General features: G+C 58.8%; 20 protein-coding genes. 12 read left to right on the forward strand and 8 right to left on the reverse strand.

All coding sequences use genetic code 11. The annotated features are described in order from the left end of the window. Nucleotide 1: 1 nt before the first annotated feature. From FY550_RS11625 to FY550_RS11635, 3 genes are read left to right on the forward strand one after another with little or no spacing between them, the layout of a single operon-like run. Nucleotides 2–1,117, forward strand: coding sequence for an ABC transporter permease (locus tag FY550_RS11625; protein ID WP_149054546.1), 1,116 nt, complete (start codon nucleotides 2–4; stop codon nucleotides 1,115–1,117). Between the two features lie 51 nt (nucleotides 1,118–1,168). Next, a complete protein-coding gene (locus tag FY550_RS11630; RefSeq protein ID WP_084388147.1) occupies nucleotides 1,169–1,921 on the forward strand; it encodes a murein L,D-transpeptidase catalytic domain family protein in 753 nt (250 codons plus the stop codon). 47 nt (nucleotides 1,922–1,968) lie between these two features. Next, a complete protein-coding gene (locus FY550_RS11635) occupies nucleotides 1,969–3,027 on the forward strand; it encodes a L,D-transpeptidase (RefSeq protein WP_070979237.1) in 1,059 nt (352 codons plus the stop codon). A 102-nt stretch (nucleotides 3,028–3,129) separates the two neighbouring features. Here FY550_RS11635 and FY550_RS11640 read toward each other — a convergent pair whose 3' ends face one another. Further along, a complete protein-coding gene (locus tag FY550_RS11640; RefSeq protein ID WP_070979239.1) occupies nucleotides 3,130–3,546 on the reverse strand; it encodes an Hsp20/alpha crystallin family protein in 417 nt (138 codons plus the stop codon). 119 nt (nucleotides 3,547–3,665) lie between these two features. Further along, nucleotides 3,666–4,142: a universal stress protein gene (locus FY550_RS11645; RefSeq protein ID WP_070979242.1), complete on the reverse strand. Its 477-nt coding sequence runs from the start codon at nucleotides 4,140–4,142 to the stop codon at nucleotides 3,666–3,668. A gap of 209 nt (nucleotides 4,143–4,351) precedes the next feature. Between FY550_RS11645 and ftsH the strand changes: the two genes are divergently transcribed. After that, nucleotides 4,352–6,274: an ATP-dependent zinc metalloprotease FtsH gene (ftsH, locus tag FY550_RS11650; protein ID WP_149054547.1), complete on the forward strand. Its 1,923-nt coding sequence runs from the start codon at nucleotides 4,352–4,354 to the stop codon at nucleotides 6,272–6,274. A 155-nt stretch (nucleotides 6,275–6,429) separates the two neighbouring features. On the opposite strand, the gene FY550_RS11655 is transcribed toward ftsH, so the two are convergent. Next, nucleotides 6,430–6,894, reverse strand: a complete 465-nt coding sequence (locus tag FY550_RS11655; protein ID WP_149054548.1) for a universal stress protein — start codon at nucleotides 6,892–6,894, stop codon at nucleotides 6,430–6,432. Nucleotides 6,895–7,167: 273 nt separating this feature from the next. Here FY550_RS11655 and FY550_RS11660 point away from each other — a divergent pair, with 273 nt between their 5' ends. Both FY550_RS11660 and FY550_RS11665 read left to right on the forward strand, forming a co-directional pair. Beyond that, entirely contained in the window at nucleotides 7,168–8,241 is a 1,074-nt protein-coding gene (locus FY550_RS11660; protein WP_070979288.1) for an NAD(P)-dependent alcohol dehydrogenase, read from the forward strand. 67 nt (nucleotides 8,242–8,308) lie between these two features. Further along, nucleotides 8,309–10,699 carry a phosphoketolase family protein gene (locus FY550_RS11665; RefSeq protein ID WP_070979290.1) on the forward strand — a complete coding sequence of 797 codons (2,391 nt, stop codon included), beginning with the start codon at nucleotides 8,309–8,311 and terminating at the stop codon, nucleotides 10,697–10,699. A 37-nt stretch (nucleotides 10,700–10,736) separates the two neighbouring features. Here FY550_RS11665 and glgP read toward each other — a convergent pair whose 3' ends face one another. The 3 genes from glgP to adhP all read right to left on the reverse strand — a co-directional run bounded on the left by glgP (nucleotide 10,737) and on the right by adhP (nucleotide 15,213). After that, entirely contained in the window at nucleotides 10,737–13,262 is a 2,526-nt protein-coding gene (gene glgP, locus FY550_RS11670; RefSeq protein ID WP_199287803.1) for an alpha-glucan family phosphorylase, read from the reverse strand. Nucleotides 13,263–13,304: 42 nt separating this feature from the next. Beyond that, nucleotides 13,305–13,910: a Dps family protein gene (locus FY550_RS11675; protein WP_070979420.1), complete on the reverse strand. Its 606-nt coding sequence runs from the start codon at nucleotides 13,908–13,910 to the stop codon at nucleotides 13,305–13,307. 277 nt (nucleotides 13,911–14,187) lie between these two features. Further along, nucleotides 14,188–15,213, reverse strand: a complete 1,026-nt coding sequence (adhP, locus tag FY550_RS11680) for an alcohol dehydrogenase AdhP (RefSeq protein WP_070979294.1) — start codon at nucleotides 15,211–15,213, stop codon at nucleotides 14,188–14,190. Between the two features lie 135 nt (nucleotides 15,214–15,348). On the opposite strand from adhP, the gene FY550_RS11685 reads away from it, so the two are divergent. The 3 genes from FY550_RS11685 (at nucleotide 15,349) to FY550_RS11695 (ending at nucleotide 18,222) form a co-directional block, all read left to right on the forward strand. Then, nucleotides 15,349–16,374 (forward strand): bifunctional enoyl-CoA hydratase/phosphate acetyltransferase, encoded by a 1,026-nt coding sequence (locus FY550_RS11685; protein WP_084388152.1) that lies wholly within the window; start codon nucleotides 15,349–15,351, stop codon nucleotides 16,372–16,374. A gap of 190 nt (nucleotides 16,375–16,564) precedes the next feature. Beyond that, nucleotides 16,565–17,335 carry a fumarate/nitrate reduction transcriptional regulator Fnr gene (gene fnr / locus FY550_RS11690; protein ID WP_070979296.1) on the forward strand — a complete coding sequence of 257 codons (771 nt, stop codon included), beginning with the start codon at nucleotides 16,565–16,567 and terminating at the stop codon, nucleotides 17,333–17,335. A gap of 197 nt (nucleotides 17,336–17,532) precedes the next feature. After that, nucleotides 17,533–18,222 (forward strand): hypothetical protein, encoded by a 690-nt coding sequence (locus FY550_RS11695; protein ID WP_070979300.1) that lies wholly within the window; start codon nucleotides 17,533–17,535, stop codon nucleotides 18,220–18,222. A gap of 9 nt (nucleotides 18,223–18,231) precedes the next feature. On the opposite strand, the gene FY550_RS11700 is transcribed toward FY550_RS11695, so the two are convergent. Then, nucleotides 18,232–18,537 carry a hypothetical protein gene (locus FY550_RS11700; protein WP_070979303.1) on the reverse strand — a complete coding sequence of 102 codons (306 nt, stop codon included), beginning with the start codon at nucleotides 18,535–18,537 and terminating at the stop codon, nucleotides 18,232–18,234. A 136-nt stretch (nucleotides 18,538–18,673) separates the two neighbouring features. Next, complete coding sequence (locus FY550_RS11705) at nucleotides 18,674–21,142, reverse strand: sensor domain-containing protein (RefSeq protein ID WP_199287804.1); 2,469 nt, start codon at nucleotides 21,140–21,142, stop codon at nucleotides 18,674–18,676. 249 nt (nucleotides 21,143–21,391) lie between these two features. Between FY550_RS11705 and FY550_RS11710 the strand changes: the two genes are divergently transcribed. From FY550_RS11710 to FY550_RS11720, 3 genes are all read left to right on the forward strand, one after another. Further along, nucleotides 21,392–22,825, forward strand: a complete 1,434-nt coding sequence (locus FY550_RS11710; protein WP_070979305.1) for an FAD-binding oxidoreductase — start codon at nucleotides 21,392–21,394, stop codon at nucleotides 22,823–22,825. Nucleotides 22,826–22,910: 85 nt separating this feature from the next. Next, complete coding sequence (locus FY550_RS11715) at nucleotides 22,911–23,510, forward strand: deoxynucleoside kinase (protein WP_139148714.1); 600 nt, start codon at nucleotides 22,911–22,913, stop codon at nucleotides 23,508–23,510. 290 nt (nucleotides 23,511–23,800) lie between these two features. Beyond that, nucleotides 23,801–25,096 (forward strand): Nramp family divalent metal transporter, encoded by a 1,296-nt coding sequence (locus FY550_RS11720; RefSeq protein ID WP_070979310.1) that lies wholly within the window; start codon nucleotides 23,801–23,803, stop codon nucleotides 25,094–25,096. Nucleotides 25,097–25,106 lie beyond the last annotated feature (10 nt).

Here is a 25,106-nt window from a genome sequence, read left to right on the forward strand (position 1 = left end):
GATGCCACGACTCATCAATATCCTGCAACTGGGCATCAAGGAACTGCATAGCCTGTGGCGGGATCCGGTACTACTGCTGCTGATCGGCTATGCTTTCACACTGAGCATTTACGCCAGCGCCCACGGTATCGCCGAGGTACCACATCGCGCCAGTATCGGCGTGGTCGACGAGGATCGCTCCCAGGTCTCACAGCGTCTGCTTGATGCTTTCAGGTTGCCCTGGTTTCTCCCCCCCGAGCGCATCGACCCAGCACGAATGGATAGCGGGCTGGACAATGGCACTTACATCTTTGCGCTCGATATTCCACCCGATTTCCAGCAGAAGCTGCTGCGCGGCAACCAGCCGACAATCCAGCTCAACGTGGATGCGACCCAGGTCAGCCAGGCCTTCTCGGGTGCCGCCTATATTCAGCAGATCCTCACTACCGAAGCCGAAACCTTTCTGCAGCGCTATCGCCAGGAGGCGACACCAGCTGTCAGGGCAGTGATCCGCAACGAGTTCAATCCCAATCTCACCCGCAGCTGGTTCGGGGCAGTCAACGAAATCGTCAATCAGCTCACCATGCTGGCATTGATCCTCTCGGGGGCAGCACTGATCCGTGAGCGTGAACACGGTACCCTCGAGCATCTACTGGTGATGCCGGTCACACCACTGGAAATCATGCTGGCCAAGGTCACTTCAATGGGCATGGTAGTTCTGGCTGCGGCACTGCTTTCGTTGAAGCTGATAGTCGCCGGGTGGCTGGAGGTCCCCTTGCGTGGGTCCCTGATGCTGTTCACCGCGGGCGCCATGTTGTTACTGTTCGCCATGACTTCGCTGGGCATTCTGCTGGGCACGATCGCCCGCTCGATGCCTCAGCTGGGAATTCTGGTGATTCTGGTCCTGATTCCATTAAGAATACTCTCCGGTGGCGAAACACCCCGTGAAAGCATGCCGACCGCTATTCAGGACATCATGCTGCTCGCCCCGACAACCCAATTCATCGAGCTCGCTCAGGCCGTACTGTTTCGCGGCGCGGGACTGGATATCATCTGGCCTCGACTGTTTGCGCTTGCCCTGCTCGGCGCTCTTTTCTTCGGCAGCGCTCTGGTACGACTGCGCCGTTCACTTGCCTGAAAGGTATTTCCCATGGATGATCCGAGGCGCCCACACCATTACCGACCGCCCATGAAACATCTGTTGATTGCAGCAATCACCCTGTTGGCCATCGCAACAACGCCAGCCAGGGCCGAAACTTCATCTCACTCACTGCCGCTCTATACCACCATCGAGCATCAACCCCAGTCGGCCACACTGGCAGCGCTCGCCCCCGAAGCCGATCCCGAGGTACTCTCGCTGGCACTGGCCGCCATGCGCTGTGCCCAGGCCCATGGCGTGGGTACCTCAGCACATCGGCTGGCTGTAATCGACTACAGCCGTTCGTCGCTGACCCCACGGCTGTGGGTTTTCGATCTGGCGCGCAACCAACTGCTGTTTCATCTGCTCGTCGCTCATGGTCAGGGGTCCGGCGGTGATATCCCGCAGCATTTCTCCAATGCGGAGGGGTCGCACGCTTCAAGTCTGGGGCTGTTTCACACGCTCAACACCTACCAGGGAAGCAATGGCTACTCCCTGCGCATGGAAGGACTGGAACCCGGTTTCAATGACGCTGCATACAGCCGCGCCATCGTCATGCACGGCGCCGGATATGTGAATGCCAATGCCGGTCAACAGATGGGCCGTCTGGGCCGCAGCTGGGGCTGCCCTGCGGTACGCAATGCCATGGCCCGACCGGTCATCGATGTGCTGAAGGATGGTCAGTTCCTGTTTGCCTACTATCCCGAGCAAAAGTGGCTGATGCGCTCTTCGCTGGCGCAATGCGCCCAGGCCCGGGTACGTCGCAAGCAGGAAGAAGCCACCCGGCTCGCCTCTTCGCGTTAGACTGTAGCTACCGAAACAGACCGTCTTTTCCAGCCGGACATCGAACCATGCGACGCCTGACGACTCCCCTGCTGCTGCTGACCCTTTGTCTGTCGCTGCCTGCGCTTGCTGTACCCTTCTGGGGCGCCCGCGACTCCAGCCCGGTCGATACATCGCCAACGGCGCTGAAAGCCGGCGACTGGATCTGGCTGGGTCACGAGGGGATTGGTGGCCCGATGGCCGTCATCGTCAGCCTGACCGAGCAGCGCGCCTATGTGTATCGAAACGGCATTCTGATTGGCGTCACCACCATCAGCAGCGGTCGTCAGGGTTACGAGACACCCACCGGGGTCTTTACCGTGTTGCAGAAGGATCGCGATCACCGCTCGAATCTTTATGGCAACGCGCCCATGCCCTATCAGCAGCGTCTGACCTGGGATGGGGTAGCGTTGCATGCTGGTGGCCTGCCGGGTTACCCCGAATCACACGGTTGTGTCCATCTCCCCAGCGAATTCGCCCGGCTGCTGTTCGATGCCTCTACGCTGGGCATGACGGTAGTGGTCACCGAGACCGGCAAGGCACCCATGGCGCTGGTCCACCCCGGCCCGCTGAGTCCTATCGACCCGCATACCGGCACCAGCGTTGACACGCCACTGCTGGCCGATGGCCATCGCTGGCGCTGGGAGCCCTGGCGCTCTGACGAAGGCCCCCTGTCGATGGTCCTCAGTCGAAGTGACCAACTGCTGATTGTTTATCGCAACGGCGTCGAGATTGGACGCTCGCGTGTCACCCTGCAGCATCCAGAGCCGCGTACCGGCACCCACGCCTATATCGTGGCGGGCGATCACACCACCTCAAACAGTCAGGAAACGATGCCGGACTGGATTGCCATCGGGGTGCCAGGACGAGAAGCCGAAGCTGGCAGTCGCGTGCCGATCAATGTCGTCAATCAGGTCGTCATCCCCGAGGGATTCCAGAACCATGTACTGCCACTGCTCTCACCCGGGACGGTACTGGTCGCCACCGATGCTCACCTGCAGCCGGAAAATACCGGTCAGCCGGTACGCGTCATTGATGCCGAAGCGCCCCAGTCATGGCTGGATGCCGTCCCCATGAGCAGACCCTGACACATTTCAGCCAGGATCATGTGCACCGAGCCCTTTACAAAACCGCGTCGTGCGGAGCACGACGCGGCGGCCCTGAATGCCCTGTTACCTGTTACGGCCGGCTTATTCAGCCTTGACGGTAATCTTTTTGGAGGGCGCTACTTCTGCCTTGGGCACATGGATACTCAGCATGCCATCCTTGCCTTTGGCACTGATCTGATCCTCGATCACATCGGTGGGCAGTGAGAAACTGCGTGAAAAGCGACCATAACTGGTTTCCACCAGATGGCGTTTGGCGTCCTTGCTCTCCTTCCTGTCATGACGCTCGCCCCTGAGTGTCAGCACGTTGTTCTGTACCGTAATTTCGACATCCTTGCTGTCGATACCGGCCAGCTCCGCGGTGATGACGTACTCCTTCTCCGTCTCGCTGATATTAACTGCCGGCGCCCACATCTCACGGGACGGAGTGGTGCGATTACGGTTATAGCGATCAAAGAACTCTTCCATTTCACGGAAGGGGTTCCAGGTCGTCAGTTCCATGGCTATCTCTCCCTGATCAATGCTGTGGAATCGGCCGAAGCCAGAATCAGTTTGCGCCGAGCAAAGCTTCGAGCCTTGACCTGCATCAAGATTTCACAGGAAAGCGCTGACAGGTTGCGCTATAACGCACACGCCCTTTCGCCATGAACATGAGGGGCATCATGCACACTGATGACGGTACAGGGCGCAGTGTGACTTACCCGATGAGAGACACTGCCCACCATCATGCCTCGAAAGTCACTTAGCCCACGGCTGCCCATGACGATGGCCTCTACGCCGAGCCGTTCGGCTTCCTCGATGATGGTATGGGCCGGCGAACCCACCCGGACTCCGGTTTCTACCCGACACTGATGAGCCGGCATGGTTTCCATCATGCTGTCGAGCGCAGCACGTCCGGCTTCCTCGGCGACCTCTTTGGAAAAGGTGTCCAGCGGCGGGCGCGTCCCGATGGTGGCAATCCCGTAAGTGCTGGTCGGAATTTCCTGGACATTGAGCAAATGAAGCACCCCATCGGCTGCCACCAGCTGGCAGGCGATGCTCAGCGCACGGCGGGCATGCCCCGACCCATCCACGGGAATCAGCAGTGATCTGAACATGGCAACACCTCAATGACAGCGGGAAAGCGCCGCATTCACGGCAATGATGCACTCTATTCCGCGCCCGAAAATCAGGACTTGATGCCGATCAAACCCACGGCGATTTCCGAAGAGCTTGATGCAGATCAAAGCCTCCCGTGATAACAGCGATAGCCTTGCAAAACGGGCGCCATGGCAGCCAGGCGTTGTCGCCATCACGGAGCAGGCCCATGAACGGCAAATACCGCTTTAATCTCGCCTTCGCGCTGATTGCACTGGGAATCGTGATCCTGGTTCAGAGCACGCTCATCTCCACTCGTTCAGTGGAATCCATCCCCTATTCGCAGTTTCTGCAACGTCTCGATCAGGGCGAAGTGGCTTCCGTGGAAGTCGGAACAGACAGCATTACCGGTCGCTACAAGAGCCCACGCGAAGGAGGCGTCAGCGGCTTTACCACGCATCGAATCGATAACGATCTCGCAGCCACCCTGGCAGCGCATGACGTTACCTATGATGGCGCCCCGGAAAATACCTTTCTGAGCTCATTATTGGGCTGGCTGCTGCCCATGCTGGTACTGTTCGGGCTGTGGATTTTCATCATACGACGCATGGCCGGGCAGTCCGGGGTCGGTGGCATGATGACGCTGGGGCGTTCCCGGGCGAAAATCTATGTCGAAACGGAGACGAAAGTCACCTTTGCCGATGTTGCCGGCATTGATGAAGCCAGAGCTGAACTGCAGGAGGTTGTCGCCTTCCTGCGCGCTCCCGAACGCTACGGTCGGCTGGGGGCCAGAATCCCGAAAGGGATTCTGCTGGTGGGGCCACCCGGGACCGGCAAGACCCTGCTGGCACGCGCCGTAGCCGGTGAGGCCGGGGTTCCGTTCTTCTCCATTTCAGGTTCCGAATTCGTGGAAATGTTCGTCGGTGTGGGCGCTGCCCGGGTGCGGGATCTGTTTCAACAGGCCAGCAAATCCAAACCCTGCATTATTTTCATCGACGAGCTTGATGCGCTGGGTGGCATGCGTCATCCCGGTGCCGGTGGCAATGATGAAAAAGCCCAGACCCTTAACCAGTTGTTGACCGAACTCGACGGCTTCGATCCATCAGCCGGTATCGTGCTGCTGGCGGCCACCAACCGCCCTGAAACGCTCGATCCAGCACTGCTGCGCGCCGGACGCTTCGATCGCCAGGTCGTCGTGGATCGGCCCGAGTTCAAGGGGCGACTGGCCATTCTCGAAGTGCATATCAAGCGACTGACATCACTGGCAGCGGATGTCGATATCCGTCAGATCGCCTCGCTGACACCCGGTTTTACCGGCGCCGATCTTGCCAATCTGATCAATGAAGCAGCGCTGCTGGCTACACGACGCAATGGCGATACCGTCACCATGGCGGACTTTACCAGCGCTATCGAGCGAATCGTGGCAGGACTGGAAAAGAAAAGTCGGGTACTGAATGCGCATGAGCGACGCGTGGTCGCCCACCATGAAATGGGCCATGCGCTGGTAGCTTCTGCCCTGCCCGACATGGACCCGGTGCACAAGGTCTCGATCATTCCACGTGGTGTAGGGGCACTGGGTTACACCATCCAGCGCCCTACCGAAGAGCGTTTCCTGCAAACCGTCAGCGATCTCAAACACCGCATGGCGGTGCTGCTGGGCGGCCGTGCCGCCGAGCAATTGATCTTTCATGAAATCTCTACTGGCGCTGCGGATGATCTTGACAAGGTCACCGAGATCGCGCGGCGTATGGTGGTGCGCTTCGGTATGTCCGCCGAGCTCGGTCAGGTGGTCCACGATGAACAGCGCCCGGGCCTGCTCGGTGAGCAATATGCCCTCACTCAACCGCGCAACTACTCCGAGATCACTGCCCGGGAGATCGATGTAGCAGTCCGTCGGCTGGTAGATGAAGCCTACGGTATGGCCACCCATATCCTCACCGCTCGTCGCGCTGAACTGGAAGAAGGTGCCCAACGTCTGCTGGCCAGCGAGACCCTGACCGCGGCTGATTTTCTGCCGCTGGCACCGGGATCATTCAGGCTCGACGACTCCGCCACACCGGACAACAGCGACGACTGGACGCGCGCTGAAAACGAAGGCTGGCATCTCTGGCCCGGCCCATCGAAGCAAAACGGGCAACACCGCGAAAAGTGACGTTCACCAGGTGATGCATCGAAAGGATCGCCCACGATCTGTACATGTCATCGAACGGGCAACCGACGCTTACATGGTCGGCTGCCTTTTTACTCCTTCCGCTTACCCGATAAATCGTTTGGCAAGGTCGAGCCGCTGCGCTCTGATTGCCGTATTCAGGATGCCTCATCATCGGCATCGGGAGCAGCATGCACGCTGATCACTGTACACGGTGCCGTATGGCTGACCCGGTGCGAGACACTGCCTACCACCAGACCACGGAAGTCGCTGAGACCACGGCTGCCAATCACGATCGCATCGACCTTCAGACGCTCGGCTTCATCGACAATGATATGGGCCGGAGAGCCAATATAGACCCACCGGTGTACCGAAAACGAGCTCGACAGAGGGTTCGCCACTCGCTCAAGCACGCGCTCTCCCTGCTGTTGCAACCGATCCTGAGCGGCGCTGTCCAGCGCTGCCCGAATACTGGCGCCATCCACCCCGTAATCATGGCGAGGCAGTGTTTGTACATTGATCAGATGCAGATCTCCCTTCTCCCCAAGCAGCGAGATGGCGATCTCCAGCGCTCTTGAAGCATGATCAGACCCATCAATGGGCACCAGTATCGATCCAAACATGTGATTGCCTCCCGGCTGATGATGACGCCCCCTGCCTTCCCGAACACCGTCACCCTGCATCGATGCCGATATCATCGACAGGTCGTCATCTCCATCCTTGCCCACTCTGCTTCAGGCGCTCTTGATCCCGATCAAGAAATGGCAAGCATACCCGCGCGTTTTGATCATCCGGAGCTGGCTTGATCCAGATCAATATGAGCCATGGTCTCCCACCGGATACTGCCGATATCAGCCGGCTGTTATCGAATAGTGCGCATACAGGGGAGGTTGGTCATGTTCAGGATGAAAGCTGCTGTCTATGTCGAACCGGGTCGCATCGAGCTGACGGAAAAGCCCATGCCTGCCATTGGCCCCAACGATGCGCTGCTACGTATTACGACTACCACCATTTGCGGGACCGACGTACACATCATGAAGGGAGAGTATCCGGTCAAGCCGGGACTCACCATTGGTCATGAACCGGTCGGGATCATTGAAGAACTGGGGTCCAACGTACATGGCTATCGCGAGGGGCAACGGGTCATCGCCGGCGCCATCTGCCCCGGTTTCACGTCCCATGCCTGTCAGGATGGTCATCCGGCCCAGGATGGCGGCTGCCATGGGCATGGCTACAAGCCAATGGGCGGCTGGCGCTTCGGTAACACCATTGATGGTGTGCAGGCCGAATACGCCCTGGTGCCCGATGCCCAGGCCAACCTGGCACCGATCCCCGATGGCCTTACCGACGAACAGGTCCTGATGTGTCCGGACATCATGTCGACCGGCTTTGTCGGTGCCGAAAGTGCCAATATCCGCATCGGCGATACCGTGGCGATATTTGCCCAGGGACCCATCGGTCTATGCGCCACGGCCGGCGCACGCTTGCGCGGTGCCAGCTGCATCATCGTTGTTGATGGCATCGATCAGCGCCTGAGCATCTCTCGCAACATGGGCGCCGACATTACGCTGAACTTTCATGAAGTCGATGTCATCAGCGAGATCCTCCGTCTCACCGGCGGACGTGGCGTCGATGCGGCCATCGAAGCCCTGGGCACTCAGAGTACCTTCGAATCCGCGCTGCGTGTCCTCAAGCCCGGCGGCACGCTCTCCAGTCTGGGCGTCTATTCCAGCGATCTTACCATTCCGCTGAACGCTTTCTGCTCCGGCCTCGGCGATCACCGTATCGTCACTTCACTGTGCCCCGGTGGCAAGGAGCGTATGCGTCGACTGCTCGACGTCGTCAGTGCGGGTCGCATCGATACTGCTTCGCTGGTCACCCACCGCTACGCGCTCGATGACATCGTCGAAGCCTATGAGCTGTTCGCACATCAGCGCGATGGCGTGCTGAAGGTCGCCATTACACCGTAACGCCCGGCAGCCGGGCCGGTACCTTTTGATACCCGGCTGCCGCTCTCTCCTACTACAAGAGGTCATCATGTCCGATACCCCGCTGACGCTGGACGAGCAGGAACTTGCGCGCATCGATGCCTGGTGGCGTGCTGCCAACTATCTGACGGTGGGTCAGATTTATCTGCAGGCCAATCCGCTGCTGCACGACCCGTTACAGATCGAGCACATCAAGCCGCGCCTGCTGGGGCACTGGGGCACCTCCCCCGGACTCAACCTGATCTATGCCCATCTCAATCGGATGATCCGCAAACGCGATCTCGACATGCTCTATCTTGCCGGACCCGGTCATGGCGGACCGGCACTGCTGGCCAACGTCTGGCTGGAGGGAAGTTACAGCGAGCATTTCCCCGAGATCACTCGCGATGCCGATGGCATGCTGAAGCTGTTTCGCCAGTTTTCGACCCCCGGTGGCGTCCCCAGCCACGTCAGTGTGCCCACACCCGGCTCGATCCATGAAGGAGGGGAACTCGGCTATGTACTGATGCACGCCTTTGGCGCGGTGTTCGACAATCCGAATCTGATCGCCACTGCCGTGGTGGGTGACGGCGAAGCTGAAACTGCCCCGCTGGAAGGTTCCTGGAAAGGTATTCGTTTTCTCAATCCCGAGCGTGATGGGGCAGTGCTACCGATTCTGCACCTCAACGGCTACAAGATTGCCGGCCCTACCGTGTTGGGACGCCAGAGCAACACCACGCTTACCCGACTGTTCGAGGGTCATGGTTATGCCCCACGCTTCGTGACCGGTGACGATCCTGCCCTGGTGCATCAGGCTCTGGCCGCCGCGCTGGAAGAAGCACTCGATGAGATTGCAGCCATTCAGCGAAAGGCGCGGGAAGAGGGGCTCGATCAGCTTCCTGTCTGGCCGATGATCGTACTGCGCACGCCCAAGGGCTGGACAGGGCCGGAGATCGTGGATGGCAAGCCGGTAGAAGGGACCTTTCGTGCCCATCAGGTTCCTCTGGCCGGACTGTCGAATCATCCCGAGCACTTGCAACAGTTGGCACGCTGGATGGCCAGCTATCAACCCGAGCACCTGTTCGACGAAGCCGGCCAACCGACTCCCGACATACTGGCACTGGCCCCCGAGGGAGAGCGACGCATGGGCTCACCCCTTTACGCCAACGGGGGCCGGCTGAGCACACCACTCAGGATACGCGAGCTCGATCTCTATGCCCTGCCACTCAACGCTGATCAGCGCGCGCGGCATCGCCATGAATCTACCCGGGTACTGGGCACCCTGTTGCGTGATCTCTATCGTGACAACCCTGACAATTTCCGCCTGTTCTGTCCGGATGAAACCAACTCCAACCGACTGGGCGCGGTTTTCGAGGCCAGTGACCGCTGTCTGGTGGCCCGTACCCACCCCGACGATGATCACGTTTCTCCTCAGGGCCGGGTAATGGAAGTGCTCAGCGAGCACAACTGCCACGGCTGGCTGGAAGGGTATCTGCTCACCGGCCGCCATGGTCTTTTTGCCAGTTACGAGGCATTTACCACCATTGTCGACTCCATGGCGACCCAGCATGCCAAATGGCTGGAGCACGCCTGCCGGGTGCCGTGGCGAGCGCCGATACCCTCGCTCAACTATCTGCTGACTTCGACCTGCTGGCGCAACGACCATAATGGCTTCAGTCACCAGGGGCCGGGGTTCATCGATGGCCTGCTCACCAAGCAGCCGGCAGTCGTTCGCATCTATCTGCCACCGGATGCCAACTGTCTGCTATCAGTGGCCGAGCATTGCCTGAAGAGCGTCAACTATCTCAACGCCATCGTCATCGACAAACAGCCTCAGCTACAGTACCTGAACCTTGAAGAAGCTCGAGAGCATTGTGCCCATGGCGCCGGTATCTGGGAGTGGGCCAGCAACTGCGGCGACGAGGAACCGGATATCGTCATGGCCTGTGCCGGCGACATCCCTACCCAGGAAACCCTGGCAGCAGTCGATCTATTGCGCGATTATCTGCCCGAACTGAAGATCCGTGTGGTCAACGTAGTCGATCTGATGATCCTGCCAACCCCGGCACAGCATCCACATGGCATTCGCGAATCGTGCTTTTTATCACTGTTCACTGCCAGTCGGCCGGTACTGTTCGCCTTTCATGGCTACCCGGGCGTCGTTCATCAGCTGTTGCATGGGCGTCCTGGCGCCGAACGGTTTCATGTCCGCGGCTATCTTGAGGAAGGTACCACCACGACACCGTTCGATATGGTGGTGCTCAATCGCATCAGCCGCCTCCATCTCTGCCTCGATGTACTGCGTTATGTCCCCGGCAATCTCAAGCGCAGTGCCGGACTCATCGATTATCTGGAAACACAACTGGCCCGGCATCACGACTATATTCGTGAACATTTCGACGATCTGCCGGAAATACGCGACTGGGTCTGGTCGAATCATCCCCCCGTCAACAAGTCATGAGGTATCCGCAGTAACCTGACGCCCCGGAGCGGGGGCGTCAGTGCTGCCAAAGGATTCGCGGTTCTTCGAGGATACCGAGCAGGCCATCGGGAGACGGCCGCAGGCGCACGGTAAAATCGCCGGCCGGCCGACAGCTGGCAAGCCGGGTTTCGTAAACAGCCACGTTATTGTGACGGGTGGGTTGTACGCTGCAGCTCATCGGCTGGCAGACGCCGGAATCGCCCCGGCTGGCATCGGCATACAGCTCCACCAGGAGCTCTCCTGGCAGCAGTTCGCCCATTTTCACGCGTGCTCGGAACCAATGTTGATGATCGCCGCTATCGACGCTGACCGACTCGAAGGCAACGTCCGACCAGTGCTGATCCAGACGCTGGCGACGCGTGACGATTTCCTGGCCCAGAGCACCATTATCGGCCGAACGAGCGCCCCAGGCTTCGGCCGCCGGCAGATAATAACGCGCAACATATTCGGGCAGTGACCGATTGGTGGAGTACTCAGGGGTCAGACGCGCCATGCTTTCACGCATGCGCGCTACCCAGCCGAGAGGGATATTGGCTTGATCGCGTGTATAGAATGCCGGCAGCACTTCCTGCTCGAATAACTCGTAGAGTGCGTCGGCTTCATGAGCATCGTAGGCGGGATCCTCTCCGTGCTCGCGCCCATCGCCCAGCGCCCACCCCACTTCAGGCCTATAGGCCTCGGCCCACCAGCCATCCAGCTCGGAAATATTGAGCCCACCATTTACCAGTACCTTCATGCCACTGGTACCACAGGCTTCCCAGGGTCGACGCGGCGTGTTGAGCCAGACATCCACGCCCTGCACCAGCTGCTCGGTCAGCTGCATGTTGTAATCAGAGAGAAACACCACCCGGTGACCGACATCCGCTTCACGAATGAACTCGACCCACTGCTGTATCAGTGCCTGGCCTGCAGTGTCTGCCGGATGCGCCTTGCCGGCCAGTACCAGCTGCAGTGGTCGCTCGGAGTGTGTCAGCAGTGCCTTGAGACGCTGCGGATCATGGAGCAGTAGATTGGGTCGCTTGTAGGTCGCAAAGCGCCGGGCAAATCCCAGCGTCATGATGCTCGGATCAAACAGCTGCCGGGCGTCCTCGATCTCCTGTAGCGACGCACCTGATGTCGCCCGCTGACGCGCCAGCCGGTGGCGCAGCTGTTCGATGAGTACCCGGCTGGCCTCGGTACGAAACCGCCACAGCGCCTCATCATCAATATTGCGAATACTTCTCGTCAGCGACTCATCGCACCCCAGCCAGCGGGCCTTGCCACAGGCGCGGGTCCAGAGCTCATCGGCCGGCGCCGAGTCCCAGCTCGGCATGTGTACGCCATTGGTCACATGCCCGATCGGCAGTTCCGGCGTCGGCCAGCGGGGAAACAGCGGCGCGAAGATATGACGACTGACACGCGCATGCAGTTGACTGACACCATTGACAAAACCACAGCCGCGGCAGGCCAGCCATGCCATATTGAAGGGTTCGTCCTGGCACGCCGGGCGGCTGCGCCCCAGGGCCAGCAGCTCATCGAGCGTTATCTTCAGCTGTTGCTCGGCGTAGCGCTTCAGGTATTGCGTCACCAAAGCAGGCGAAAACCGATCAAAACCGGCAGCAACCGCAGTATGCGTGGTAAACAGATTACCCGCGCGGGTGACAGTCAGTGCCGTTTTGAAGTCGGTATCCGCACGCTGCATATAGCTGCGTGCCCGCTCCAGTACGACCAGTGCGGCATGGCCCTCATTGAGATGACAGACCTGCGGGTGCAGATCGAGCGCTTCGAGCAGGCGCCAGCCCCCGATGCCCAGCACCATCTCCTGTTTGAGCCGCAGCTCGGCATTACCACCATAAAGTTCGCTGGTAATGCCACGGTGAGCGGGATAGTTGGCTACGTCATTGCTATCCAGCAGATAGAGCGTGACGCGACCAATACGTGCCTGCCAGGCACGCAGCCATACCGAATAGCCGGGCAGCACGATTTCCAGGCGCAGCCATTCACCATCGGGGGTTCGCAACGGTGTGATCGGCAACTGACCCGGATCGTTATAGGGATAGAGTGCCTGCTGATACCCTTTGCCGTCGATCAGCTGACGAAAATAACCCTGTTGATAGAGCAGGCCAATACCAATCAACGGTACACCGAGGTCGCTGGCCGCCTTGAGCTGGTCACCTGCCACATTGCCCAGTCCACCGGAGTAGATCGGTAGTGCCTCACTGACCATGAACTCCATGCTGAAATAGGCCACCGAAGTAAAGGGTGCCTGCGGATAGCGCTGTTCGAACCAGCTGGCAACACCACTCTGCTCTCGCCCGGCCCGAATCAGCGCTTTCAGCCGATCACGGAAGGCCGGCTCAGCCAGCACCCGAGCAAGCCTTTCTCGCGATACGGTCTGCAAAACCGCCCAGGGATTGTGAGTCAACTCCCAAAGGGTGCCATCCAGCTCTCGCCAGATCCGATCGGTTGCGTGCTTCCATGTCCCGCTCAGATCCAGCGCCAGTTCGACCAGGTCCTCGAAGCCGTCAATATCCGCTCCGGGCAGCTCATAGGGTGACGTCATGGTATTCGCCATATACTCCGATCACTCTGCCCGAAGGCGGGTTCAGACACGCAACAGGGGCGTATCCACCAGATGCTCCGCCAGGAACCAGACCTGTGTTTCATTGAGCCGGATGAGACCGGAGACAATCAGATCACTGCTGCCATCATCACCCTGTGCGGCAATATCGGCCGCCGCATCGTGGCAGTCGGCCAGAATGATTTCATGAGCTTCCAGCAAGCGTGAGAGCATGGCCGGTACTTCCTCGCATCCATCCGGTGCACGGGGAATGTGGGTCAGTTCAGCGACATGGCGCAGATCACCCACGGCGATGCCTCCCAGCGTCTGAATACGCTCGGCAATTCTGTCTATCAGCTCAAGCTGCTCACCGGCGTGCTTGTCGAGCAACAGATGCAGCTGATAGAAGGTCGCCCCGCGTACCAGCCAGTGATGCTTCTTGTAGAGCGCATGTAGCACTTGGGTATCGGCCAGCAGCCGGTTGAGGCGCTGACAGGCGTAAAGGCGCGCATCGTGTGACAAGCCCAGCGGGAACTGGCGCACAGTGCCATAGTGCTGGATCTCCACCCCGTGCTGATGCAACCAGGGTTGACTGCCATGGTGCTCTGCGCCCTCATGTGATGCAGCTGGCGTAGCGGTATTACGATCCATGCGAATACTCTCCTGTAAAGGGGGCGCAACGGGTGTCGTGCAGGACACCTGCCCGAAACGCGCCGGCTCTCCCCTCATGTTGAAGGCTGGCGGATCACTGGCCGGAAAGGACTCACAGCCGGCTTCGTCAACCGGGTCATTGATCGAAGCAAGCGACGACGCCAGTTCAAGTGGCGGTATATTCAGCCATTCACTGATTACGGGCCTGGTTCGGCCATGGTCTGGCGTCATCGCTGCATCCTCGGGATGGCCCTGATCGGTGCCATCGCGCATCGATTCAGAAGGTCAGGACCATTCGACCGTCCACCTGACCGGCCTCCAGATCACTGAACACCTGATTGATATCTTCAAGTTTCGCCTTGTGAATATGCGTGCGCACCTTGCCTTCGGCGGCAAAGGCCAGTGCTTCTGCCATATCACGGCGGGTTCCGACGATCGAGCCACGAATGGTGAGTCGCTTGAGCACCACATCGAAAATGGGCGTTTCGAAATTGCCCGGCGGCAGACCGTTAAGACTGATCGTGCCCTTGCGACGCACTATCTGTAGTGCCTGATTGAAGGCCGGCACTGATACCGCCGTTACCAGCACCCCCTGGGCGCCGCCTCCGGTCGCGTCCAATACCTGCTGGACAGCCTCTTCCTGACGGGCATCGACGGCCAGGTCTGCGCCCAGCGACCGAGCCAGTGCCAGCTTTTCATCACTGACATCAAGTGCTGCCACATGCAGGCCCATCGCTTTGGCATACTGAACCGCGACGTGTCCCAGCCCACCGATACCGGAAATGGCGATCCAATCCCCGGGCCGGGCCTCGGTCTCCTTGATGCCCTTGTAGGTGGTGATACCCGCGCAAAGGATGGGTGCCAAAGCGGCAAAATCGGGATTGTCGGGCAGGCGAGCAACGTAATCGGCATGACCGATGGCATATTCGGCAAAACTGCCATTCACGGTATAGCCACTCATGTGCTGCTCTTCGCACAGGGTTTCCCAGCCGGTGGTGCAGTATTCGCAACGCCCGCAGGCGTCGTGCAGCCAGGCAATCCCGACAGCATCGCCTTCCTTCAGATGGGTCACGCCGGCACCGACTGCAGCCACTATACCGGCGCCTTCATGCCCGGGAATAAAGGGGGGTGTCGGCTTGACCGGCCAATCGCCATGGGCAGCATGCAGATCGGTATGGCAGACCCCGCTGGCCATGATCCTGACCAGTACTTCTCCCGGCCCCGGCTCGGGTACCGGTACCTCTTCAATCTGCAGTGGCTGACCAAAGGCGTGTACCACGGCAGCTTTCATCATCTCGGGCATCTTTCCGTCCTTTAAGCAGGCATGACATCACCAAACTAGGGCGGAAAAACATCTCTCATCTTGACCGGGATCAAACCATGGGCAATTACCTGGCGTAGAGTGATCAGGCATTGCCATCGAGGGAAATGCCTTCTCATGTCGAACGGCCATCACTTCACACGTCCGATTACCTCCGAATCGCACATTCGCTCGGCCACTTCACTGCCAGATGGTTTACCGGATCGACTGGAAGCGCTGATCGAACGGGCCAGACCAAACCAACCCATGCGTACGGCAGTAGTGCATCCCGTGGACGGAGACTCGCTCGGAGGCGCCCTGAGCGCTGCCGAACATGGATTGATCGCACCCTTGCTGGTCGGCCCACCGCATCGCATACGCGATGCCGCGGAAGCAGCGGGGCTTGATATCTCCACACTGCCGATCATTGCGACAGCACACAGCCATGAAGCTGCCGAACGCGCCGTAGCTCTGGTCCACACCGGGGAAGCCGATGCTCTGATGAAAGGGGCACTGCACACCGACGAATTCATGCACCCCATCGTCGATCGGAGTCAGGGACTGCGCACCGCTCGTCGCATGAGTCATGTCTTTGTGGTCGACGAACCGAGTTATCCTCGCTTGATGCTGGTGACCGACGCAGCACTCAATATCCACCCGAACCTGGAAGAAAAGCGCGACATTGTTCAAAACGCTGCCGATCTTGCCCGAGCACTGGGCATCAGGCTGCCCCGCATCGCCATCGTTTGCGCAGTAGAGACAGTCACCCCGCAAATGCAGTCCACCCTGGAAGCTGCAGCACTTTGCAAGATGGCAGACAGAGGGCAGATCAAGGGGGCACTGCTGGATGGGCCACTGGGCTTCGATCTGGCAGTTTCCCCTGGTGCCATGCACAGCAAGCACCTGCATTCGGAAGTCGCCGGCAGAGCCGATGTGGTTGTTGTGCCTGATCTGGAAGCCGGCAACATGCTGGCCAAGCAATTGGAATATCTGGCGGATGCACGTCTGGCCGGCGTCGTGCTGGGTGCGCGAGTCCCGATCATATTGACCAGCCGCTCCGACAGTACCCACACACGTCTGGCCTCCTGTGCCGTGGCACTACTTTATCGTCAGTGGCAGCTGGAACAGTCGGCGCTTGTCACCTCAGCTCCCGACACTACCTGATCGGCAGGCGGCGGGCAGGCGTGGGTTGATGGCTTCCCCATCAGGGGCACCAAAAGCCCCGTTATGGCTATTGTCTTTTACACGCTCTACGGTTCTACTCCTTCGGATGCGTTTCGGGTTCATTTCCGGTCAATCATGACCGGCGACGACTCGATATTGCTTCACCCATCATGAAGCAGGGAGCCGTATCATGTCCGTCCATTTCCCTGATGGCGCACAGCGCCCCGACGCCGGCATCCATTGTCAGACCTGTAGCCTGAGCGCCATATGCCTGCCATTGGCATTGAAAATGGAGGACATGGATGAATTCGACGCCATCATTCGCCGTCGCGCGCCATTGGTGCGTGGCGAGACGCTTTGTCGCCAGGGCGACACTTTCTCCCAGGTCTTCGTGGTGCGCACCGGCAGCTTCAAGCAGGTCGTGCTTGACGAAGAAGGCGAAGAGCAGATCACACACTTTCATCTGCCAGGTGAACTGATGGGTCTGGAAGGCATTAATGAGAACGTCCAGCCAGGCTTTCTCATTGCTCTTGAGCGTTCGACCGTCTGCGAGATCCCTTTTCATCAGCTGGACGCTCTGGCCGAGCGCCTGCCCGGGCTACGCAATGAGCTCTACCGCAGCATGAGCCGACATATGGGAGAGGATCATCATCTGATCCGGCTGCTGAACTGTAAAAGTGCCGATGAACGCCTGGCGAGCTTCCTGCTCGACCTGGCACGCCGCTTTCAGCGCAACGGCCACTCACCGAAGAATTTTCGTTTACCCATGTCACGTACCGATATTGGCAACTACCTGGGTCTGGCACTGGAAACGGTCAGCCGTATGCTCGGCCGGTTACAACAGCAGTCGCTGATTGAACTGAAGGGTCGCGAACTGCACATCCTTCAGCCTGAAGCACTCTATCAGTTCTCCGAATCGCATCCCTGCCTCGGTCACGCCCTGAACAGACAGAAGGGTTGATGGCTCGCTTCTCTCGGCAGTCAAATACATGATCCTTCAAGCATCGTAACATTCGGCAGCAGGAATTCCCTGCCAACGCATCAGGCAAGATTCACTGACAGATCGCCACCAAACGACGCACGTTCGAAACCAAAGACCACCATTTCGGATTCCATGCTCACTACACTGCGACCTCTCTTGTATATGGAGGTAGCCGTATGTGGTCATGGATCGACACTGTATGGAGCTGGATCACGGCCAATGCGACCGTATTCAGCGGGCTAACCAGCGTAGGCATGCTACTGATCTGGGGCATCTATCTGCAGTTGATACTGCACAACTTTCGGATGCAGCGTCGCCCGCAAATCATCATCAATCGTGGCCGTGGCCGGGATATCAACTCACTCTGCCTGATCAGCAACATGAGTCAGGAAGCCGTATTCATCGAGACAATCTTTGCTCAGTTGGAAACCTCACGCGGCAGCTGGTTCATCGATATCACGGATATAGTTGATGAACACGCCGGCCGCCACGATCAGCAGAATCAGACCGGCGCCGACACCCATAGCCTGAGCCAGATGACGCACCAGGGACCACTCAACAAGGGCCAGTACATGGAAAGCGGCACCTTCGGTTTGCTGATTCGACGCATTGCCGAAACAAACGGGCTCGAGCTGAACGAGACGTGCCGCCCCCGTCCGACTGATGTCGAGCTTTACTCGCTTTCCATCTGCCTGATCGCCGTATTCGGCAATGAGAAGCGACCCATTGGCGCCCGTCGCCGGTTCCGCTTGATCGATGATGAGCAGGGGCGTCTTTCGCTGATTCCGGACGAGCCCGGCACCCGACAGCTCAACAGTCGCCGACATCGACTGGAAATCCGGCGCTGGCAACAGGCCCTGCTGTAAGGCCGGTGCTTACGGCCGCTTATGGAGCTCCGGATAGTGTTGGTACAGAAGCTGGTCGATGGCCTGCTGTCGACAGCGCTCTTCAAGCAATCTTTCGCCATGACGCATTCCACATGTCATGCATTCGGCTATCGCCTCCGGCGCCAGCGCCGGCCTTGTATGGCAACTGATGGTCATGCCATGGCCATGATCAAGCCGATTGGCGAGTTGCCTCAACTGGCGAGCCAACCAGTTGCCCGGCGCAGATCGACCGGGATAACCGACATGAACATGTGCCTGCCAATGCAACAGACTCGGATGAATATGATGGGACATGACACCCTCCTTTCGAAGCGTGACCTCGACTGACTGTTTTCACGCCTCATTGTGAGGATTGTCCAACCTGGTGCCCAGGCGGTGCAGGTGTGAGCCTGAACGGCGACGACCTCCTGCATCCGCCCTTTCGTCTCGATCAGGCAAGTTTCACATGGCATCTGCCCTGGGGATCCAGTAGACCGGGCCTGCCAAAGAAGTAGCCCTGCAGATGTGAGCACCCTTCACGCTGCAACAGCGTCGCCTGCTCGACCCGTTCTACCCCTTCGGCTGTCGTTTCAATGTCCAGACTACGACTCATGCTGGTAATCGCTCGCACAATGGCCAGCGCCTCCCGGCTTTCACAAACTTCGTTGATGAAACTCTTGTCGATCTTGATCTTGTCGAAGGGGAAGGTACGCAGATACCGCAGCGATGAATAGCCGGTACCGAAATCATCCAGCACGATACGCACCCCGAGCTGCTTGAGCTGTCTCAGGGTTTCGAGATTGCGCTGGGTTTCATCCAGCAGTACGGACTCGGTGATTTCCAGTTCAAGACGGGCCGAAGGGAGCCCCGATGCTTCAAGTGCCCCGGAAACCCGTTCTACCAGATTACGACGAGCGAACTGGATGGGTGACAGATTGACCGATACCACCTGCTCGACCGGCCATTGCATGGCCGCCCGGCATGCCTCGGTCAGCACCCACGTCCCGATTTCGTGAATCAGGCCGGTCTCTTCGGCAATGGGGATGAATTGCAGCGGAGGGATCAACCCTTTTGTTGGATGATGCCAACGTAAAAGTGCTTCGTATCCCGAAAGGTCCATACTCGCAGAGCGTCTGATCGGCTGATAGTAAAGCAGCAGCTCATTGTTGCTCATTGCCTGACGCAGATCAGTCTCGATATCCAGCCGATGACGTGCCATTTCCTCCATCCTTGGCGAGAAGAACTCGTACTGATTTCTGCCATTGCGCTTGGCTTCATACAGCGCCAGGTCGGCCTGTCGGAAGAGTTGTTCCGCACTCGCCGCGGGCATGGAAGAAAGCGCGATGCCAATGCTGACGCCGGTCTGAATCTGGTGGCCATTGATCAGAAACGGGGCGCGACTGATGCTCACCAACCGACAAGCGATGTCCTCTATTTCCTCGTGACGCTGGCAGGCAGGCACCACTACTGCAAATTCATCACCCCCGATCCGGGCCAGTGTTGCACTGGCGTGCAGCGCTTCACCCAGCCGGCCGGCAAGCTGACCGAGCAATTCGTCGCCGGCCTGATGGCCCAGTACGTCATTGACATCCTTGAAGTTATCAAGATCAAGCAGCAATGTGCCCACCAGCTGCCCGCTATCCCCCGCCTGGCGCAGGGCGTAACTGAGCCGTTCGCCGAACAGCAGCCGGTTCGGCAGATTGGTCAGCGCATCATGATGCGCCATGTGTCGGATCAGCTCATTGGCAGCGTGCTCTTCGGTCACGTCCTCGATCAGAAACATCAGGTTATCGGAGTAGCGATCTTCCTGCTGCAGCACCAGAGTCCGACACTTCAACCGGCTTTTGCCTTCCTCGGTCTGCAGGGTAATTTCCGTCTCCGCTGGGTGATCGGTCATCAGGACCTTGCCGGCCTCCCCGTCAAGATGCGCCAGAATCCGTTCAGGCGATAATCTTTCACCAAAAGGGCAGGAAGAATGCTGACGACTCTCGGCACTTTCACCATGGTTGCTCAACAATACCCTGCCACTGGTCCTGTCCTGAACGATGACCCAAGTCGGAATGTTATCGATTACGGTATTCAAAAACGACGTCAGCGTTCGCAGCTCACCATTGCGCTGTTCGGTCTGCTCCCGAGCTCTGACAAGCTCATCCTCGTATTGCTTGCGCTCGGTCATGTCCCGGGTGATTTTGGTAAAACCGATCAGCTCCCCCCGGTCATGAATGACGTCGATCACCACGCTGGCCCAGAAGGCACGGCCATCGCGTCGCACCCGCCAGCCCTCGGCCTGATAACGGCCCTCACGTCGGACAATTTCCAACTCTCGCTCGGGCACATCAGCCAGGCGGTCCTCATCGGTATAGAAGCAGGAAAAGTGATGGCCAATGATTTCATCGCTGGTGTAGCCCTTGATGGCTTCCGCACCTGCATTCCAGTTCGCCACGGTACCATCACCATTAAGCATATAGATGGCGTAGTCGGTTACCCCCTCGACCAGTAGACGAAACCGTCGCTCCTGTTCGAGGCGCTGCTGCTCCAGACGTCGCGGCTCACTACGATCACGGGTGACCTTGGCAAAGCCGATCAGCTCACCCTGTTCATGAATCGCATCGATCACCACGCTGGCCCAGAAGGCACAGCCATCCTGGCGTATGCGCCAACCTTCGGATTCATAACGACCTTCCCTTCGGGCGATCGCCAGTTCTCGCTCGGGAAGACCGGTCCGGCGCTCATCTTCACTGTAGAAACAGGCAAAACTGTGACCGACAATCTCCTCGCGGCGATAGCCCATGAGAAGTTCAGCCCCCGTATTCCAACTGATAATGCGCCCCGCCGGATCCAGCATGCAGATCGCATAGTCGGTAATATTGTCTACCAGTTGCCGGTAGGACGGCTCGTTATTGCCCAACATGGCTTTCATTCCCTCACAATCCGATGCGCCCGTTGGATTTGAAGGTGCACCCAAATGCCTTTTATTCCTCATTGCCTCCGATATCGACCGCCAACACAGCATTCTTGACCACAGGGATATATTCCCTTCGCCCAAGGTATAAGCCGGGTGCCTGTCAGGGCTCTGTTAAGGTACCTGCGATCCATCATGCCTTCTTCTGCTGACTGTGCCGGCACTCTGCACGGTTGCGCTGTCACCCAGTAATCGGAAATCAGCTCCATGGCACCGAGTACCAATGAGATCGTCGAACAATTGACGGCCCTGCTGGGCAGCAAGGGGGTGCTGCAAAACGCAGCAGATACGGGTCGCTACGTAGAAGACTGGGCCGGTCATCGTCGCGGTCAGCCCCTGGTGGTCGCCCGTCCGGCCACCACCGAGGAAGTCGCCGCCGTGGTGCGTTTTTGCCATGTCAACGGCCTGCGCATGGCCCCTCAGGGCGGCCATACCGGGCTTGTGGATGGCGCGCTACCCGCGGAAACGAACGATGAAGTCATCATCAGCCTGGAGAGGCTGAATCGCATCCATGCCATCGACCCGGTCAGTTTCACCATGGAGGTGGATGGCGGTTGCATACTGGAAGACATCAAGCAGGCTGCCCAACGAGAGCAATGCTTCTTCCCGCTGGCCTTCGCCGCCCAGGGGAGCTGTCAGATCGGAGGTAATATAGCCACCAATGCCGGCGGCCTGAACGTACTGCGTTATGGCGTGACGCGCGAGCTGGTACTGGGCCTTGAGGTGGTACTTCCCGATGGACGCATCTGGAATGGTCTGAAGGCACTGCGCAAGGACAATCGAGGCTACAATCTCAAGCAACTGTTCATTGGCAGTGAAGGTACTCTGGGTATCATTACCCGCGCCGTGCTGAAGCTTTTTCCCGAACCCGAACATACCTCAACCGCCTTGCTGGCAGTGCCCTCCGTGGAAGCGGCTGTGCAATTGTACGGCATGGCGCGACGAGGCTGCAGCGATCTGCTATCGGCGTTCGAACTTATTCCACGAGCCTGTCTGGAACTGGCTTTCGAAGCCGCCAGCCAGCTAAGCGACCCGCTGGCGTGCGCCTATCCCTACTACGTGCTTATGGAAGCCTCCGCTACAGGCCCGGTCGATCTCGACACCATGGTCGAGCAACTGGTCGAAAACGCCATGGAGGCGTCGCTGGTGCTCGATGGCGTACTGGCTTCCAGTGCCGCTCAGGCCGAGCGCCTCTGGCTGATCCGCGAGAGCATGCTGGAGGGACAGCGCGCCCGTGGCCATCATCTGCGTACCGATATCGCTGTCCCGCTCTCTCGTCTCGCCGCTTTTGTTGAAGAAACCACGGCAGCGGTCGAGCAGGCTTCGCCGGAATCGTCAGTGCTGGTTTACGGCCACATCGGTGATGGCAATCTGCATTACAATATCCTGCCGCCGCCGGCACTGGATGACACTGCCAAAACCAGACTCCTGCATGAGCTCGAGGAGATCATCTTTACCGTGCTGGACCGCTTTGATGGCAGCATCAGCGCTGAACATGGCATCGGCCGGCTCAAGCAGGCCGCCTGGCTCAGGCGCACGTCAAACGATGAACTCGCCCTGCTGGCCGGTATCAAGGCGACCTTTGATCCTGATCAACTGTTAACCGTCGGCCGCATTCTGCCCGCGCCCGACATCCGCTGAAACAGAGCATTGACATACCGCCGGTTCCTTTCCACGTCAGTGAAAGGATCGGCCTTGCCATGCGTTGCAGCAGGACAGTGCCACCATGCTGATTGCCTTTGAGGGCCCCATAGGCGCCGGCAAGACCACGCTGGCCCGGCAACTGGCTGATCATCTCGGTCAGAGCACCCGACTGCTGCTCGAAGATTTCGCCGGCAATGCCTTTCTGAGCGACTTCCATATCCAGGCCGAACGCTGGGCGCTGCCAACCCAGCTGGAATTTTTGATCTCACGCCATGAGCAGTTATGTCTGCCCGATGCCGATCCAGACGCCATCATCATCGCCGACCATACCCTGATGAAGGATCGGATATTTGCCGAGCTGCTGCTCGATGGGCGGGAACTGGCGCTTTATGAGCGCATTGCTCAAGCTCTGGACAATGGGTATCCCACGCCGGATGTCCTGGTCTATCTCGACGCCCCTACCCCAGTTCTGCTGGAACGGATCGCACAACGCGGACGCACGTTCGAACAAAACATCAGCGGTGATTATCTGGACGCGTTGCGGCAGGCCTATTCACGCTATCTCGATGCTCCTGAAACGTCGATTCTCGTAGTACGACAGGACACCTCTTCGATACCTCTGAATGCTGCCGATGAGACAAGGCGTTTATGGCAACGCATCCGGCACGTTGTCGGTCACTGAAATTTCTCGCCTGCTTTAATCGGTTCGCCCAAGCCGGTGCCTTTCAAGTCAGCACCCCATGACGCACCGCATTCACAAACGGTACAAGCTCTCATTTCTTGACGGTGTAACCCAATCTGTTTATTTTAACCATGGTTTAACATCATAATCATGGGAACATTCCGCATCATTCACGTTCTGAGCATGCAAGGAGCCGGCAGTGCAAGCACGGGAACACCCGGATCTCACGCGCACACTGACTGACCGGAACGCTGCGTCGATCATCGACTCAACGCCAGAGGAGCGCCGGAGTGAGTAGTCACCAGAGCGAAACACTTGATCCCCTGCCCGGCGAGGCTGCCACCATTCAGGCCGCACAGGCGGCGCTGGAAGGTCGACAGCGAGGCATCAGACGCTTGCTGCCGTTTCTGGGGCCAGCATTCATTGCGGCCGTGGCTTATATCGACCCCGGCAATTTCGCGACCAACATTCAGGCCGGCTCGACCTATGGTTACATGCTGCTGTGGGTCGTACTGGTCTCCAATCTGATGGCGATTCTGATTCAGTCGATGTCAGCCAAGCTCGGCATTGCCACCGGACGCAACGTTCCGGAAGTATGCCGTGAGCGCTTCTCGCGTCCTGTTACCATCGGGCTCTGGATTCAGGCAGAAATCATTGCCATCGCCACCGATCTGGCGGAATTCATTGGTGGTGCCCTGGGACTCTATCTGCTGTTCGGTATCCCGCTGTTTCCGGCGGCCGTCATTACCGGGATCTTCTCCTTTGCCCTGCTGGAATTGCAGCGCCGCGGCTTTCGGCCACTCGAAGCAGGCATTACCGCAATGGTCGGTATTGTGGTGGTCTCCTTCGCCTATGAAGTCGTCATTGCCCGTCCCGATGGCAGTGCCCTGCTGGCGGGCCTGACCACGCCACGTTTCGAGGGCACCGACAGTGTTCTACTGGCGGCCGGCATTCTCGGGGCGACCGTCATGCCGCATGTCATCTATCTGCACTCCGCCCTGACCCAGCGTCGAGTGGTAGGGCGCAGTGAAGATGAAAGAAAGCGCATCTTTCGTTTCGAATTCATCGACATCCTCATCGCCATGGGGGTAGCCGGTCTCATCAATGGCGCCATGCTGGTGATGGCAGCCGGCCTGTTCTTTGGCAGTGACGTCACCATTTCCACCCTCGAAGGCGCCTTCGCTCATCTGGATGACAAGGTCGGTCCACTGGCTGCCATCCTCTTCGGTGTCGGTCTGCTGGCCAGCGGTTTCTCGAGCTCTTCGGTGGGCACCATGAGTGGCCAGATCGTCATGCAGGGGTTCATCAACCGACGCATTCCGATCTTTCTGCGTCGTCTGATTACCATGGGCCCGCCATTGATTATTCTCGGCTTCGGGCTTGATCCGACTTCAGCACTGGTGCTCAGTCAGGTCATCCTGTCCTTCGGGATTCCGTTTGCCCTGATTCCCCTGCTGCTGTTCTGCTCCAATCGGGAACTGATGGGATCACTGGTCAATCATCGCCTCACCACGCTGCTCGCCTGGGCGATTGCCGCGATCATCATCACACTCAATGTGTTCCTGCTAGCCCGCACGCTCTTCTGATACCGACCCG

This window comes from Kushneria phosphatilytica (genome assembly GCF_008247605.1).
Taxonomy (GTDB): Bacteria; Pseudomonadota; Gammaproteobacteria; order Pseudomonadales; family Halomonadaceae; genus Kushneria; species Kushneria phosphatilytica.

Coding starts and splice junctions, on each gene's coding strand:
- FY550_RS11625 (WP_149054546.1), top strand. CDS start 2: ATGCCACGACTCATCAATATCCTGCAACTGGGCATCAAGGAACTGCAT.
- FY550_RS11630 (WP_084388147.1), top strand. CDS start 1,169: ATGAAACATCTGTTGATTGCAGCAATCACCCTGTTGGCCATCGCAACA.
- FY550_RS11635 (WP_070979237.1), top strand. CDS start 1,969: ATGCGACGCCTGACGACTCCCCTGCTGCTGCTGACCCTTTGTCTGTCG.
- FY550_RS11640 (WP_070979239.1), bottom strand. CDS start 3,546: ATGGAACTGACGACCTGGAACCCCTTCCGTGAAATGGAAGAGTTCTTT.
- FY550_RS11645 (WP_070979242.1), bottom strand. CDS start 4,142: ATGTTCAGATCACTGCTGATTCCCGTGGATGGGTCGGGGCATGCCCGC.
- ftsH (WP_149054547.1), top strand. CDS start 4,352: ATGAACGGCAAATACCGCTTTAATCTCGCCTTCGCGCTGATTGCACTG.
- FY550_RS11655 (WP_149054548.1), bottom strand. CDS start 6,894: ATGTTTGGATCGATACTGGTGCCCATTGATGGGTCTGATCATGCTTCA.
- FY550_RS11660 (WP_070979288.1), top strand. CDS start 7,168: ATGTTCAGGATGAAAGCTGCTGTCTATGTCGAACCGGGTCGCATCGAG.
- FY550_RS11665 (WP_070979290.1), top strand. CDS start 8,309: ATGTCCGATACCCCGCTGACGCTGGACGAGCAGGAACTTGCGCGCATC.
- glgP (WP_199287803.1), bottom strand. CDS start 13,262: ATGACGTCACCCTATGAGCTGCCCGGAGCGGATATTGACGGCTTCGAG.
- FY550_RS11675 (WP_070979420.1), bottom strand. CDS start 13,910: ATGGATCGTAATACCGCTACGCCAGCTGCATCACATGAGGGCGCAGAG.
- adhP (WP_070979294.1), bottom strand. CDS start 15,213: ATGCCCGAGATGATGAAAGCTGCCGTGGTACACGCCTTTGGTCAGCCA.
- FY550_RS11685 (WP_084388152.1), top strand. CDS start 15,349: ATGTCGAACGGCCATCACTTCACACGTCCGATTACCTCCGAATCGCAC.
- fnr (WP_070979296.1), top strand. CDS start 16,565: ATGTCCGTCCATTTCCCTGATGGCGCACAGCGCCCCGACGCCGGCATC.
- FY550_RS11695 (WP_070979300.1), top strand. CDS start 17,533: ATGTGGTCATGGATCGACACTGTATGGAGCTGGATCACGGCCAATGCG.
- FY550_RS11700 (WP_070979303.1), bottom strand. CDS start 18,537: ATGTCCCATCATATTCATCCGAGTCTGTTGCATTGGCAGGCACATGTT.
- FY550_RS11705 (WP_199287804.1), bottom strand. CDS start 21,142: ATGAAAGCCATGTTGGGCAATAACGAGCCGTCCTACCGGCAACTGGTA.
- FY550_RS11710 (WP_070979305.1), top strand. CDS start 21,392: ATGGCACCGAGTACCAATGAGATCGTCGAACAATTGACGGCCCTGCTG.
- FY550_RS11715 (WP_139148714.1), top strand. CDS start 22,911: ATGCTGATTGCCTTTGAGGGCCCCATAGGCGCCGGCAAGACCACGCTG.